The sequence below is a fragment of the Alcanivorax sp. DP30 genome, from assembly GCF_009882945.1.
Classification (GTDB): Bacteria; Pseudomonadota; Gammaproteobacteria; order Pseudomonadales; family Alcanivoracaceae; genus Alcanivorax.
In genome coordinates, this window is sequence record NZ_WTUY01000005.1 from 21,923 (window position 1) to 37,571 (window position 15,649).

General features: G+C 51.2%; 11 protein-coding genes. 5 read left to right on the top strand and 6 right to left on the bottom strand.

What is annotated here, in order from left to right; translation table 11 throughout:
• Positions 1–7 precede the first annotated feature (7 nt).
• Genes GQF00_RS11025 through GQF00_RS11045 form a run of 5 tightly spaced genes read left to right on the top strand, consistent with a single transcriptional unit; the run spans position 8 to position 6,474 of the window.
• Positions 8–946, top strand: a complete 939-nt coding sequence (locus GQF00_RS11025; RefSeq protein ID WP_161319245.1) for a PaaI family thioesterase — start codon at positions 8–10, stop codon at positions 944–946.
• A gap of 57 nt (positions 947–1,003) precedes the next feature.
• A complete protein-coding gene (locus GQF00_RS11030) occupies positions 1,004–2,554 on the top strand; it encodes a long-chain-fatty-acid--CoA ligase (protein ID WP_161319246.1) in 1,551 nt (516 codons plus the stop codon).
• A 47-nt stretch (positions 2,555–2,601) separates the two neighbouring features.
• Positions 2,602–3,762 (top strand): acyl-CoA dehydrogenase family protein, encoded by a 1,161-nt coding sequence (locus GQF00_RS11035; protein WP_035233484.1) that lies wholly within the window; start codon positions 2,602–2,604, stop codon positions 3,760–3,762.
• Between the two features lie 8 nt (positions 3,763–3,770).
• The gene (locus tag GQF00_RS11040; protein ID WP_161319247.1) at positions 3,771–4,886 is read left to right on the top strand and encodes an acyl-CoA dehydrogenase family protein; all 1,116 of its coding nucleotides are present in this window, start codon (positions 3,771–3,773) and stop codon (positions 4,884–4,886) included.
• Positions 4,873–6,474, top strand: coding sequence for a GMC family oxidoreductase (locus GQF00_RS11045; RefSeq protein WP_007150726.1), 1,602 nt, complete (start codon positions 4,873–4,875; stop codon positions 6,472–6,474). Before GQF00_RS11040 ends, GQF00_RS11045 begins: the two co-directional genes overlap by 14 nt.
• Before the next feature lie 146 nt (positions 6,475–6,620).
• Here GQF00_RS11045 and GQF00_RS11050 read toward each other — a convergent pair whose 3' ends face one another.
• The 6 genes from GQF00_RS11050 to GQF00_RS11075 form a co-directional block, all read right to left on the bottom strand.
• Positions 6,621–7,505 (bottom strand): metal-dependent hydrolase, encoded by an 885-nt coding sequence (locus tag GQF00_RS11050; RefSeq protein ID WP_161319248.1) that lies wholly within the window; start codon positions 7,503–7,505, stop codon positions 6,621–6,623.
• 41 nt (positions 7,506–7,546) lie between these two features.
• Positions 7,547–8,413, bottom strand: coding sequence for an SDR family oxidoreductase (locus GQF00_RS11055; protein ID WP_007150445.1), 867 nt, complete (start codon positions 8,411–8,413; stop codon positions 7,547–7,549).
• Entirely contained in the window at positions 8,410–9,936 is a 1,527-nt protein-coding gene (locus GQF00_RS11060) for an NAD(P)/FAD-dependent oxidoreductase (RefSeq protein WP_161319249.1), read from the bottom strand. The genes GQF00_RS11055 and GQF00_RS11060 overlap by 4 nt, the downstream gene beginning before the upstream one ends.
• Positions 9,933–10,901 (bottom strand): alpha/beta hydrolase, encoded by a 969-nt coding sequence (locus GQF00_RS11065; RefSeq protein ID WP_363969278.1) that lies wholly within the window; start codon positions 10,899–10,901, stop codon positions 9,933–9,935. The genes GQF00_RS11060 and GQF00_RS11065 overlap by 4 nt, the downstream gene beginning before the upstream one ends.
• A 161-nt stretch (positions 10,902–11,062) precedes the next feature.
• Positions 11,063–14,143: an Ig-like domain-containing protein gene (locus tag GQF00_RS11070; protein WP_161319250.1), complete on the bottom strand. Its 3,081-nt coding sequence runs from the start codon at positions 14,141–14,143 to the stop codon at positions 11,063–11,065.
• 34 nt (positions 14,144–14,177) lie between these two features.
• Positions 14,178–15,539 (bottom strand): OmpP1/FadL family transporter, encoded by a 1,362-nt coding sequence (locus tag GQF00_RS11075; RefSeq protein ID WP_161319251.1) that lies wholly within the window; start codon positions 15,537–15,539, stop codon positions 14,178–14,180.
• Between the last annotated feature and the right edge of the window lie 110 nt (positions 15,540–15,649).

Here is a 15,649-nt window from a genome sequence, read left to right on the forward strand (position 1 = left end):
GAAAAAAATGACAGCCGAGAAAAAAATAGCAAATAAAATGCTTGCCGCCAAAGCTTTTTTTGGATCGGCACACCCTCTTTTTAATGCTTTTAATATCACAATGGATGACATTACCAAAGATGGCGCGGTAATGAGCATGCCTTGTGTGGAAGTGGTTTGTGATCAACAGGGAAAGCTTCATCGGGGAGCCATCGCTACCTTGCTTGATACGGCATGTGGTTTGGCGATTTTTGTGCGCCTCGGCGACATGCGCCCAATTGCGACAATTGACTTGCGCGTTGATTTCATCGCTAAACCCGAGGCTGGCGAAGGGGTGGCATGTAATGTCACCTGTTTTGCAGTTGAAGAGAATATTGCCTATGTCCGTGGAGAGGCATTTGGGCGTGATGGCGACAATTTGCTGGCGTCGGTATCAGGCAGTTTTGCGATAGGAACGGCAGGCCCGTCCTTTGATCAATCTGTGAATGCTGGCAATAAGAGAGCCCCCTCCAAGAAAAACACAATCGATGATGAAGGAATCATCAGCTTCGAAACAGAAAGGGTAACCGCTCTCTCTACTGTTGTCGGCGATGTATCACCATACGAAAAATTTCTTGGTATGACGGCCTCGGACGATAACGGCGAAGCAACCTATAAAATGCCGTTTCGCGAGCAGCACATTGGCAACCCTCTGATCAAGACTTTTCATGGCGGTATTATCGCAAGCTTCGCGGAGCTTGTTGCTGGCGCGCACTTAACATCGAATCAGGCTGAACAAAATAAGCCAGTATGTTCAAGTATGACTCTGGATTATTTGCGCCCGGCCTTTGCGGGTACGTTGGTGGCCAAGCCGAACATTATTCGTGAAGGAAAGCGCTTCATTGTGGTTGTTGTGGATGTGTTTCTTGATGGCGCCCAGGTTTCCCGAGGTCGCTTCATTTATAAGAGAGTCCTCGCTTCCAGCTAATCCAATCTATAAACAACCCTCCCCCTTCCTTTTCTGCCTCAATAGAGGAGTTCTGTTATGTATATTTCACAGACTTTGCGCCGTGCGGTTCAATTAAACGGCAAAGGTACGGCTACCGTTTTTGCTGGCCGGCGGCAAACTTGGCGAGAGTTTGAAGACCGTATCGCATGCCTTGCTAACGGGTTGCTAAGTCTGGGCGTCAAGGCGGGTGACAGGGTTGCCATACTGGCGTTAAACAGCGATCGCTACCTGGAGTATTTCTATGCAGTGCCGTGGGCCGGTGCGGCAGTGAATCCCGTCAATATTCGGCTCGCATCACCTGAAATCGCCTATACCTTGAATGACTCAGGTTCTAAAGTCCTTTTCGTTGATGACACCTTTGCAGCATTGCTGCCATCCCTGCAGCCACAGCTTGAGTCTATCAAGCATGTTGTCTTCATGGGCGAGGGTGAGTGTCCACAGGGGTGTATTGATTATGAGTCCCTTGTCGCCAACGCCGATCGAATCCGTGACGCCAATGCTGGCGGTGACGATCTGGCGGGGCTGTTTTATACCGGTGGTACCACTGGGCGGTCAAAAGGCGTGATGCTGAGTCATGACAACCTGGTATTCAATGCCCTGAACGTGGTTGCCGAGATGGGCTATGACAGTGACACCATATATATGCATGCCGGGCCCATGTTCCACTTGGCTGATATGGCCAGCACGTTCGCCGTGACACTGGCTGCGGGAACTCATGGCATTGTTCCTCGCTTTGATGTTGATGAAGTGCTGGCTTTCATTGAGCAGGAGAAAGTCACGAACACCCTGCTGGTGCCGACCATGGTCAATCTTCTAGCCTCATCTGGTCGCATCGCCAATTACGATGTCAGCAGCATAAAACGCATGCTGTATGGCGCCTCACCAATGCCAGAGGCGGTATTGATTAGTGCTATGGAACAAATGCCGACGGTGTCATTTGCTCAGGGCTATGGCCAGACCGAAGCCTCGCCAATCATTACCTCACTCGGGCCCGAACATCACATTCCCGGCGGAGAAAAATTACGTAGCGCCGGTCGCGCAGCACTGGGTGTGGAGGTGTTGGTGCTTGATGAAAATGATCAGGTGGTATCTCAGGGTACGGTTGGCGAAATATGTGCGCGGGGACCAAACGTCATGTTGGGTTACTGGGGAATGGAATCAACAACCGCTGATACCTTGCGCAATGGTTGGCTACATACCGGCGACCTTGGCTACATGGACGAGGATGGCTTTGTCTTCATCGTTGATCGAGCCAAGGACATGGTAATTAGCGGTGGAGAAAATATTTTTTCTGTTGAAGTTGAGGGTGCCATTTATGGCCATCCTGCGGTACAGGAGTGCGCGGTAATCGGTATTCCTGATGAGCGCTGGGGTGAAGCTGTGCATGCAATCGTGGTGCTGCGTGAAGGAGAGCGCGCTAATGAGGCAGAGATTATCGAACATTGCCGTGAACGAATTGCAGGTTACAAAGTGCCTCGTAGCGTTGAGTTTAAGGCCGAGTCGTTGCCGGTGAGTGGGGCAGGCAAGGTGCTGAAAAACGAACTGCGAGCCCCCTTTTGGGAGAACAACGGTAAACAGGTTAATTGAGTAATCGATAACCTTGTATTGCGAAATTTATTGGCTTGGAGGCTTCCATGAATCTGGATTTCAGTAATGAAGAAAAAGAATTTCGTAAGAGTATCCGGCAGTGGATGAAGGAAAATGTGCCTGATGATATTCGGCGCTGTACTGCCCGAGGAGCGATGTTAGATAAGAATATGCAGCAACGATGGGAGCGTTTGCTGGGCAGTCAAGGTTGGCTCACGTCTACTTGGCCAGAACAATTTGGTGGCCCGGGGTGGAGCGCAACCCAGCGGTATATTTTCGATCAGGAGCGCGCCTCGGCAGGGGCACCGCCAACAAGCCCTTTTGGTGTGGCTATGGTTGGGCCGGTGCTATATACCTTCGGTTCTGAAGCACAGAAGGAACGGTGGTTGCCCGGCATTCAGCGTGGCGAAACGCTATGGTGCCAGGGTTATTCTGAGCCCAATGCGGGCTCAGATCTGGCCTCGTTAAAAACGCGAGCCACGCGTAATGGCGACCATTATTTGGTTAATGGTCAAAAAATCTGGACGACACAGGCCCATTGGGCGGACATGATGTTTTGCTTGGTGCGAACGGATAGCACCGTGAAACAGCAGCAGGGCATTTCATTCCTGCTGATCGATATGAAAACCCCCGGGCTTGAAGTACGACCGATTTATTCAATTGATGGGCATCATCACCTTAACGAAGTCTATTTTACCGACGTGAAAGTGCCTGTGGAAAATTTGGTGGGTCAAGAAGGAATGGGGTGGACCATTGCCAAGTTTCTTCTTACCCACGAACGCACCACCATTGCCGGTGTGGCGGATATTCACTACGAAATCAATCGCCTTAAAAGTGCTATCGATGCGCTACCAACGGAAACAGATAAGCAGTTGGCGGTGCGTCGGTTGGCTGGATTGGAAGTCGATCTTATGGCGCTGGAATACACCAACTTTCGCACCGTTGCTGCCACAGATGAAGGCAAGCCGTTCGGCCCAGAATCGTCAGGACTGAAAATCAAAGGCACGGAACTACAGCAAAGGGTTTCCCAGGCGATGGTGGAAATCGGAGGTTTGATGTCTTTGCCATGGGATAACGAGGAGCCCATTGGTGAGCAAATTTTTAATCAGGCCAGTCGCCGCTATAACTTCCTGCGTGCGTGCACCATCTATGGTGGATCTAACGAGATCCAGAAAAACGTGTTGGCGAAGATGTTGCTCGGATTGTGAGGTGAAAAATGGATTTCAAGTTACCCGAAAATACCACCATGATTGCGGATACCGCGCGCCGTTATCTTAAAGATAACTATTCATTTGACACCTACATTGCACAGTTGAATGAGAGTAATCACCTTGAAGCGAATCGCTGGCAGGCCATGAATGATTTGGGTTGGTTTGGCCTTCCGTTTGCTGAATCTGTTGGAGGGTATGGCGGCTCATTGCTTGACGTGTGCGCCATTGTTCAGGAGTTAGGAGCCGCGCTTTGTCTTGACCCTTTTGTCGATTTAATTGTTTCCCCCGGCAAGTTATTGGAGTGCGCCAATACGCCAACATCCTTGGCGTTGCTTGATCGCATTATTGCTGGTGAGGCACGTGTGGCTTGCGGCCTTTATGACCGGCATGCCGGTTATCACGTGCTGAACCCTTCCTTGAGGCTAAACGGAGAACGACTTTCCGGGCAGAAGCACGTTGTGTCTGATGGTGGCGTTGCAGACGCCGTGCTCGTCTCCGCTATGTCTGGTGATGAGTTGGTCATTGTCGCGCTACCTTTCGACGCCTGTGACGTTGAAAGATATCGACTGCTCGATGGAAGCCGTGCTGCCAGTTTGACGCTTGATGATGTGCTCATCACAGACGAAATGGTTTTGTGTCGTGGTGATGCGGCAAAGCAAGCGGTTTCTGCCTGGTTCGATTATCTGTGCGCATTGGACTGCGCACGTATGTACGGCGCCTGCCGAGAGCTGTATCAGGCCACTCTGGAATACGCTCGAACGCGTAAACAGTTTGGTACAACGATTGGCAGTTTTCAGGTAATCCAGCACTACCTTGTTGATGCGTTTATTGATCTCCAGCAGCTAGAATCGATGCTCTTGATGGTGTCGGTGAAAGGGGAAAGCGAATGTAATTCTGAGCGCATTCGCGCTACGTCAGCGGCAAAGGCTTACTACGCGAGCCAGGCTGTTGGTATAGCCCAGCAAGGTATCCAGATACATGGTGGCGTTGGCGTTACAGAAGAGCTGAACATTGGCCATTACTTCCGTCTGGTGACACATGCATCATTGAGTCATGGCGACCGAGAGCACCACATGTCACGGTTTATTCAGGCGGGGGAGAAGCAAAATGAAGTCGTTTGATTTTATCGTCGTGGGGGCGGGCTCTTCGGGCTGTGTTCTTGCCAACCGGTTAAGCGAGTGCGGCAAGTATTCCGTTTGTCTTATTGAGGCCGGCCCCCACGATAATAGCGGTTTTATTAATATTCCGTTTGGACTCATCGGTCTAATTAAACAAGGAAAGCGAAACTGGGGCTACGACACCGCGCCACAGAGTCACCTGAATAAAAGGCGCCTCTACTGGCCGCGAGGAAAAACACTGGGGGGCAGCAGCTCAATCAATGCCATGGTCTACATTCGAGGCCAACAACAAGACTATGATGACTGGGCAGCGCAAGGCGCAACAGGGTGGGCGTGGAAAGATGTGCAGCCGGTATTCAATGCACATGAAAACAATGAACAATACTCCGCTGACAATTGGCATGGTGTGGGTGGGCCACTGAATGTTACCCGAGTCAGGGATGTTAACCCGTTAACCCCGCTGTTTATTAAGTCCGGTGAAGAGCTGGGTTATACCCGAAACGATGATTTTAACGGGCCGGAACAGAAAGGCTTTGGCCGGTTTCAGGTAACACAAAAAGAAGGGCGCCGATGGAGTGCCGCGCGTGCTTTCCTGGATCCTGCACGTGGCCGCGATAACCTGCACATCATGACGGATGTGCAGGTAACCAAGGTGTTACTGGATTGCGGCAGGGCGATTGGCGTCGAAATTTGTGATAGTGATGGTGCTCAATCGGTCATTCGTACGAACAAAGAAGTCATCCTGTCCGGTGGGGCGATCAATAGCCCTCAGTTGCTGATGTTGTCGGGTATTGGAGAGCGAGAGCACCTATCGAAAATCGGCATCACCTGTTTGCAAGACTCGCCGGAAGTTGGGGAGAACCTTCAAGATCACCTTGATATGACCGTCATGATCAAGGACAAAAGCCGTCAATCAATCGGCATGTCACCGTTTTTTATACCTCGGCTGATTAGTGCCTTCTACCAGTATTTTCGTCATCGGCGCGGCTTTCTTGCCAGTAACGCGGCGGAAGCGGGGGCTTTTGTCAGCCTGCTCAGCGAGCCGGATCGTCCGGATGCTCAGCTACACTTTTTACCGGCTTATCTTCGAGATCATGGACGTCAGTTGACGCCTGGGTTTGGTTGTACGATTCATGTGTGCCAACTCAGGCCTAAGAGTCGAGGCCAGATTCGATTGGCCAATAGCGATCCATTTGCTGCGCCTTTGATAGACCCAAACTATCTTTCTCATCCTGACGATATTCTTGTGCTCCGTGAAGGCGTGAAACTAGCCAGAAAAGTGTTTCACAGTCATTCTTTCAGCTCTGCTTTTGGCGGTGATGACGAACCGGCCTCCAGCGTGGAGAGTGATGACCAGATTGATGCGGATATTCGCCAGCGCGCTGAAACAATTTACCATCCCGTCGGCACTTGCCGAATGGGTAGTGATGAAAAAGCGGTGGTAGATGTCCGTCTGCGGGTAAACGGTGTGAAGGGGTTGCGTGTCGCGGATGCCTCAATCATGCCACTGTTGATCAGTGGTAATACGAACGCGCCATGTATGATGATTGGCGAGCGAGCGGCACAATTCATTCTAGAGGATGCGCAATAAAGATCGGCTAGAGAAAAGCTATGATAAAAGGTGTAATGCCGGAGTTGCATGGAAGCAATTCCGGCATTTTTTTGTGTGTCTTTTAGCAAACGGTGGTGACAGAGTCGTCAACTATTCAGAGGTTCCCTAAACCCCCTTGAGCATTATTATGCCGCCGGATTGCTATACAGATCATGCAGTTGGCCACCTTCAGCGAACAACTTCTCACGCCACAGTTTTTCCAGCCCTTTGGTGTCATGTTGATCAGGGTGGAAATCCGGCTGAATGAACTCAGGAAGGCGCGAAAGGATTTGCGATACAAACCCGTTACGACCTAGCAAAATATTCAGACCTTTAACATTATCGCTGATGTTGCCGAGCTGGCCGTCTTTGACAAGCATCCAGCTCCAGGTGATGCCCAGCATCGGCAGCAAGACGACCATCGAGGCGAGGGCTGCAGCCACGCGCTCTGTACGGCTGTTACCAATAAGCTCATATACGTCGTAGGCAACAGATTTGTGTTCCAGCTCTTCGAGCGCATGCCACTGCCATATTTTGAGCATTTCAGGGTCTGCCTGGCGTACAAAATTCTCGTCTTCAAGTAGCTGCTCGGCGAGAAGCGCAGTAAAGTGCTCCATAAACGTGGTGGCGGCTAGCCGAGTGCTCGGCGGCAACTTCTCTAGTATGGCCAAGCCAATTTTGACAAACCGATCTGGCGACTGCATGTCATAGCCGTACTCGGCGAGAATCTGGTTCAGCCTGTCGTGCTCTCGTCCGTGAATGGCCTCCTGCCCCATGAAGCCCGATATGGCCGCCCGTAGAGATTCGTCCTTAACCTGACCACGAAAGTGTCTAACGGACTCCATGAAATAGCGTTCACCAGGTGGGAAAAAACCGGAGAGCATGGCAAAGAAAGTCGTTGCTGTGGCATTTCCAGCATAAAAATACTTTGGAATGGAATCCGGAAATTGAAAATTGATATGACGCGGTGGAATGCCCACCAGCGCGCCGCTGAGTTTCTTAATGCTTTTTACCGTATTAGACGAGCGCATATCGCCTCCAATCAATAATGTGATAGTTAAAGAGAAAAATGTCAGGCCATGCCCTGATGCGTTTTTTTATTTTTGCTGCTTTGCTGTTTTTTAAACATAATTTCAAGCAAGCGTTGGTAGCCTGTGGGTATCAGTCTCTGTGTGGTGTCCAGCATGACCGCGTCACCGCCTACCAAAACTCTTCGCCGGTTTTTCCGCACGCCTTTCAGGATGGTTCTAGCGGCAGCTTCGGGTGTGGTCATGGCAATTTTTTCGAACATGCTGGCAATCTCTTCTTTGTCGCCCATGTTCATGCTGCCCATGTCTCCCATGCGACTATTACGCGCGATGTTAGTCTTTACTCCACCTGGATGAACGCAAGTCGCGCTGACAAGGCCGCCCGCGATATCCAGCTCTTCACGTAATGATTCTGTAAATCCGCGAACAGCAAATTTTGCGGCGTTGTAGGCTGACTGGGTTGGAACACCGATAATGCCGAAAACGCTGGAGATATTGACGATATGGCCTTCACCTATTTTCTGGAGATGGGGAAGAAATGCCTTTGTACCGTATACGACACCCCAGAAATTGATATTCATCAGCCATTCAAAGTTTTCATAGCTCATGTTCTCGACGGTCTCACCCAGTCCCACACCGGCATTGTTCATGATGAGATTTACTTTTCCGTGTGTTGATACGGTATCTTCCGCGTATTGATAAACCGCATTTTTGTTGCTGACATCAACAACATGAGTGCTGATGTTGACGGCGTAGCCTGCCAGTAATTCGACCGTCTTCTCTAGGCTTTCTTCGCTGATATCAGAGATCGCTAAGTGGCAGCCTTCTTTTGCTAGAGCAATCGCCGTGGCTTGCCCGATGCCCGACCCGGCGCCAGTGATCGCCGCGACTTTTCCTGAAAATGATTTCATCGTTGCGCCTCTATATTGAGTGTGTTGCTCAGAAGTTTTTGGACGAGATTGCGTTTCGTTTTATGTAGGTTTGTCGTTTCGAATTTAAGGTGGCCATCATTCATTTTTCCATAACGAAGCGCCGGCAGGTCGTGAAGATAATCGTTGAGGTTTTGCCAAGGATCTTTGTTGCCTTGGCGTGGCAGGCGGTCATCAGCACGTTGAATGTAGCCAGATCGAAGGTTGAGAAAGTTGACATCAGAGCCACACCCTTCCTCGTCGATAGGGGTCACCTTTTCTGCGCCTGTCTTGCGCATATGCTTGAGAAGCCGACAAACAAATTCGGAGGCAATATCTGCCTTGAGGGTCCAGGACGCGTTGGTATAGCCAAAGACCAGTGCCATATTAGGCACTTTTTCAAGCATTAAGCCTTTGTACATCATGGTGTTTGAGAGATTGACGTGCGTACCATCAACACGTAGCTCTGCGCCGCCCAACATTTGCAAATCCAGACCGGTAGCTGTGACGATAATATCGGCAGGTATCCAATCCCCAGATTCCAGTTTTATACCGGTTTTGGTGACATTTTTTATATGATCCGTCACCACGGAAGCCTTGCCTTCACGAAGCACCTTGAACAGATCCCCCTTGGGAACTGCGCACATTCGTTCCTCCCATGGGTTGTAGTGAGGTTGAAAATGCTTCATGTCGATATCCGGCCCCAGTTGTTTGCGAGCAGCGGCCAGCAGTAATCTGCGGATCGCTTTGGGCTTACGAATCGATAGGTTAAATACGGTTCTCTGCAGCAGGATATTGCGTGTGCGCGCCATGCGGTAAACAAGCATTTCTGGCAGTACTCGGCGCAGGTTTTTCGAGATGAGATCTTGCTCAGGGACGGAGGCAACATAAGTAGGGGAGCGCTGTAACATGGTGACATGCGCAGCGCGGTCGGTCATCGCGGGCACCAGTGTTACGGCGGTGGCGCCGCTGCCGATCACGACAACTCGCTTACCCGTATAGTCGTAGTTATCTGGCCAGTGCTGCGGGTGAATTACGTCGCCGCCAAAGCGATTGATTCCAGGAATTTTCGGTGTGTAGCCGGCGTCATAGTTATAATAACCGGTACAGTTGAGGACAAACCCAGCGGTGAAAACTTCTTCTTCACCGGTTTCCTCGTTCAACGCGGTAACCGTCCAGCGATTGAATTCGCTGCTCCAGTCCTCGGCAGTGACTTTCAGGCCAAAATGAATTTTCTTGTGGACCTGATGATGCTCAGCGGTTTCTTCGATGTAATTGCGAATAGAGGGGCCATCGGCAAGCATCTTGGTGTCTGTCCAAGGCCGAAAGTTATAGCCGAGTGTGAACATATCGGAGTCCGAACGGATGCCGGGATAGCGAAATAAATCCCAGGTGCCACCAACGCGCTTGCGTCGCTCAAGGATGCCATAGCGTAGATCTGGGCACTTGCGGCTTAGGTGACAAGCCGCACCGACGCCGGAAAGGCCCGCGCCAATGATCAGCACGTCGAGGTGTTTATGTTTCATGGTGTAAGTCTCCGATCGGTGGAGCGTATGTGATTTCCTTGCGGGTCAAGGTGCTGAAGAAAGTCCAGCACTGCTCCGGTAAAAATACTGTTGCGGTCACCCGCTACCATATGACCTGCTTGATGGATTACTCGGTACTTGGCATGTGGCACGAGGGCTAATAATTCCTGGGCTCCTGCTTCGCTGAGTACATCACTGTGATGGCCGCGGATGAGTAATATCGGTAATTTGAGTTTGCTTGCTGCAAGATTGAGTCGCGCTCGGCCGAACATGCCTTCATTTGCTTCAGGGATTACCGCATGATCAAGAAACGCAGGATCCCAGTGCCAATGGAGACGGCCATTAGCGTCCTGGCGGAGGTTTTTTCGCAAGCCCTGTGAGCTTGATGGTGCTTTTCGTGTTGGGTTATAGGCAGCCACGGCATCCTGAACCTGATCCAGAGAGTCGAAACCGTCAGGGTGGCGGCGCATGAACTCAATCACCCGGCGAACGCCTTTGGTCTCAAGCCGTGGGGCCACATCCACCAGTACCAGACCTCGACAGGGCAAGGGGGGCTCCTCCCCAAGGGTAAGCATGGCCGTCAGTCCGCCCATTGACGCTCCCACGATATAAGGTGATGTGGGAAGTGATTGGATGATGGCGCGGAGGTCTGATACCAGCGCGGTGCCGCTGTAATCCCCTTCAGGGCACCACTGGCTTTGACCATGACCGCGGGCATCAATGCAGGTAGCGCAGTACCCTGATCTGGCCAGAGCTGTTGCCGTGTGCGCCCAGGCATGACGGGTCTGTCCGCCGCCATGCAGCAAAAGCACCTGCGGTGACTTCGGGTCCCCGAACTGGGTTGCACTAAGAACCAACCCGCCGTTTCCCGGGAACTGTATATCCCTGCCAGATTCCGGTGAGTGCTTTGAATCGCTGTAGGCAAGGCTTGCGAGGCTGTCGTGAGGATGCATCATTATAGGCATTTATTTATTTGGCCAAACAACCAAATATTAGCGTTTCTTCTACACAAAGAAAAGTCCTATTTGACGATATTGATGATCATTCAGCGGTGTGGCATACGGTGAGGACAGAAAAAAGCCCCCATAAAGGGGGCATGAAAGTGCGTTAGCACAAGGGGAATATATTAAAAATCTTTTACCGGCAAAAAGGTAAAGGTCAGATCTACGCCGAGGGGGGGGACTTCCAGCTCAACACCCGCCAAGCCGATTCCCAAGAGATCAATGTTGGCCGGTATGATGAGAGGGTCGGGGTTACGGACTTTGAGAATCAGACGACCATCATCGACAAAGCGCAGGGGCCCTTCGAGGACGACTCCGGTAATTACTTTGCTGCGGATGTCATGCCCGAGTTCTATAATTAGCCGTGGTTCTAACTCTGGTGCATCCACCATGAGATCAAGCGTAGCACTGAACCAGGGGCCATCCGGGGTTTCGGTGATATGGCCCGTAATGGGTTGATTGTTTTCGTATGCCAATCGAAGTATCAGAGGACCGGTGTCCAGCGGTATTGTGATTAATCCCAGTGCGCGAGCTTCCAGAAAGACACTGGTCGTTGAGAGAACGGTAGGGAAGACTTTGGCGATGACGGAGCCGGTAACTACATTTGACGTCATGGGGTTGCTGTCGATTAAACGGCGGTTGACACTAACATTCGAATCATAATTGCTTACACCCGCTTGTAACGCGCCTGACCCGACAAAGGCATATTTCTTTTCCGGGCAATCCTCGCCTATACCACAGCCAATGTTGGCACTGGTTACTACTCCCGATCTGCTTTTTAGCCTAAGCTTTAGGAAGTTGGCATCGGCAGTTGCTCCGCCGTTACCGTCGGGAACCGCACCTTGCTCGTTGTCATCGATACTAAGATTAGCGTTAACATCTGCAACCGGCAGAGAGCGTAACGATACACGGGTGATCTGGTCCTCTTCCCCTGTTACAACGAAGTGATTGGTTAGGTCTGGGCCTCCTTCTCTAAGTTCTGGGGCTGTGGAACTGGACTGAGAGATTTGACGTGTTTGTATCGGTGCACCATCGGTTGAACATATGGCATTGGTGCCACAAACAGGCGAGTTTTGCTCGGAGTGCAGGGTGTAGCGATAAAGCTCGCCAATCTGCCACGGGTTGTCCGGAAAAAACTCTACTCTCTGGGCAAGCACCTTGAGACGACCATTGATGGGCTCCCATTCGTTATTGTTGGTATCAAAGTGTTCAACAACAAAAGTCTGATCATTAACCGTGTCGGCGTCGATACTGCGGCTAAAGATGACTCGAATACTAAAATCCTTGAACATATTCGGTACAGGATAGAGCGGGTCGCTATTTTTACCTCCTACACATCGGCCATTGCGCCAAGTCTCTCTTTCGCCGGTAAGATCGACATCGGTTAACGCACAGGGGTAACCGGGAAAAACAGCCGCGACAAGTGGTGCACGTAACTCATTGGTGCTGCCATTGGGAAGAACGAAGTCCGGCAGACGGATATTGAGTGTCTGGTCCTGGTTGAGCGGGTTCCCCTGCGTATCTCGGAGCAGGCTGGTGAGGGCGAGCTGGACGTCTTTTCCGTGTTGAAGGATATCTCCCCCGATGACAATCGTGGCGCCATCGTGTCGCATTGGGTACTTCATTACTACACCATCAACAGAAACCTGTACAGCACCGTCAAGGAAAACCGAAGCTGGGTCCAATGGTTTGTTGAAGTTCAGGATAACGGGGTCACCAGGTCTTGCATTGGGTTGGAACGTTTCCCCCGGTGCCCAAGACTGGAGCTGCAAGGGCCGTGTATCTGGGCTTGGGGTAGGCGCTTGGCGCTGGTTTTGATAGGCCTCCATGCGAAATGAGAGCAGGCCAGATGCCCTCTCTAAGCCCAGCACTTCAAGTTCAACCACACTGACCGCATCCAGTACCAGCACACCATCTTTTACAATGGCTAAACCCGCCACCTGCACATTTAGCAGATTCTGGCTGAGAGCCGCATTGGGTTCTGTACCCTCAGCTGTCATTGCTGCATCCATATTAAGAAGGGCATAGCGGGGGACCGATGGGGAATCACTGAAAGGATTCGGGATCAGATACCCATTAGCGTCGCTGAGTATCGTGATGGTGACTTCACCGGTTTCTAGCCCGGACGGTACTTCGCCCAGTATATTGACGTCGACGTCGGTGCCTCGCAGTACGGAACCAGCGGGGACTCGCAGAGGAACGGCATCAGGAAAGTTGGGAGCAAAAGCCAGATCTGCTGCTAGATTCCCGCTCAATACGGTAAATGATTCATCTCCCAATACAAAGGATTGTACTGGTACCTGATTGATCGGGTTGCCGGTTAAAATTGACGCTAGTTCAGGTTGCTCAGCTCCAAGGCTGCCAACTTTGAGAATGGATGTAGCACGGGGAAGTGTCGTTTTCGGTACAAAAGTCCGATTGTACACCGGTAACTGTTCACCGGTAGTCTGGGCGCGCAGCCCAGCAATCGTCAGTGTGTGTTCAACAGGTTGTAGATCTTGCTCAGGATCTAGTGTCAGGTAACGGCCCCGCAAGAAGAGGGAGGCGGGAACCAGCTTGCCCAGGTTGTCACGAAGTTGAACCGATCCGGTTTCGCCATATGCTGTGCTGACTGGGTCAACCGTCTGGTTAAACGACATCCTGAGGGTGCTCATGTCGTTGGGACGCCTGGCATCATCAATTGACTCTAGCAATGACGGTTGGTCTAAAGGAGTGGCTGAAAGCAGAGTGAAAGAGCCGCTTCCCATGCTTTGCGATGCGCCGTCTTGACTGCCTGCAGTCCGAAAGCCAACGCGGTTCACGGAGTCGTCATCAATGGCTCCTAAGCCACCATCGTTGACAACCAGATGGTACCCTTCAGCCGGAGCCAGCTGCGATTGAGGATACAGGGCCAGGCCTCTGCCATTGTCTACCACTTGATAGTCAACCATGACGGTATTCCCATCAGTATCACTGGCCAGCTGTAGGCGTGAGTCAATGTCATCAATAACCTCTTGCTCAAGTGCAGAGGAAAATCGCAGGATCACTGGCGCGGTAACTGGCACTTCTGTCTGGCCGGGATAAGGGTATGAAAAAATTAGTGTCTCTGGTGTGCTCCAGGGATTGTTTACATCGCCCTTGTCGCCACCGCATCCGGTCAGAAGGGCTGCTATGGCGATCGCCAGAATAGTAAAAAACTGATGGATTGTGCTGGAATTATTATTCATTGCTCTTCTCCTGGTATTAATCGCATGTCTGTTGTTAAAACTTTAGCGACAGAGAGGCAGAAAATACGTTTATCTCACCATCAGCCCTTACCGTTTCATAAGGGGCTGGATCGGTGGAAGAGTTGATGGAGGTCAATTCGAAATCAGCTTCATCCAGCATTTGATACTGGTAAGCGAAGGCGAGTTCTAATGGCATTTCAATTATTGGTGCGCTGGCCAGACGGTAGCTGGCACCCAGACCGAAAACCTTTTTATCGGTGTCAAGATAGTTAACATCCTGGGATCGGCTGGATTTTAAAGGTGAGTCCTCCAGGGCTGCGCCGGCAAAGAGTTTCATGGACTCCGACCACTGATAGCTAACGCCAATTCGGGGAATGGTGATGTCGTCAAACGCTAGATTAGCCTGATCGCGAATAGTATCGCCGGCAAACTCGCTTTCAAGCGCAGACCAATTGTGCTGCTCAATGCCTGCCGTCAATTCGAATTTGCCAACGGGAAGCAAAATGGCTGCGCCGAGAACTTCAGGTTGATAGGTATCAATTGTACTAAGCGCTAGGCTCAGGCCTGGTTCAGGGATAACTCCCGGCACAACCACATTGGCATCCACGGATACCTCATAGCTACTTTCCCCCCGCCAGAAAAGAGCCAGCTCCATCTTATCCATTCCAAAAGGCATGCACTCGCTTGTACCGCAAAACATTTCTCCAGAGCGGATATTGATACCTAGTGCCGGTGATAGGGATGGAGAGGCTTCCAGGGAAAGTTTTTCAGAGTCTGTGTTGCCGCCAAGGTCTGAAACTGCTTCCAGGTTGGCTTTGGCCTGGAGGGTAAGACGTGCTGATGCGCCGACGTCAACGCCCCTCAGGACGTTGCTGATAGCGCCACCAAAGGCGAGATAAAGTGGCTGAGATTCATAGCGTAGAAACTGCCCTTTCTGGCTGGTATTGGCCTGATAGGGCAATAGGTTGGATGTGTATTGGTCTACACCCACGTTCAGGCCAAAGTAAATGGGCTTGCCGATGCTGGAAATGCCGGCGACGCGGCTTTTGAAGCCGATTAATAATAGTTCGGAACTGGTGTCAGAGAGGATATCATTCTCTCGCTCCAAAGGGTCTGTTCCTCCCAGTGATTTGGCACGTAATTCCTGGTCGCCATACTGCACAATGACTCCCAGTTCGCCCTCCGGAGAGCGGGCCATGGCGGCCGGGTTGTAGTACACCGACCAGCTGTTGGATGCAAAAGGACTGAATGCCAAGGCAGTGCCGGCATTCATCGGGCCTAGCCCATAAGTGCTCGCTCCGTCGCCAGCACCGCCAATGGCCAAGCCGGGTGAGAGCAATGCTGTAGTGCACGTGAAGAAAAGGAGAGGTAACCGTTTTGTTTTTTTTGCAGACATTTCAGGCTCCTAAAGGGGCTGTTCTGGTTATAGATGGTGAGTTGTTCTGATTTTCTGTTTATTTGGTTAAACAACCAATATTGGTCTCAGGCCTAGCTGTCTGTGTCCAT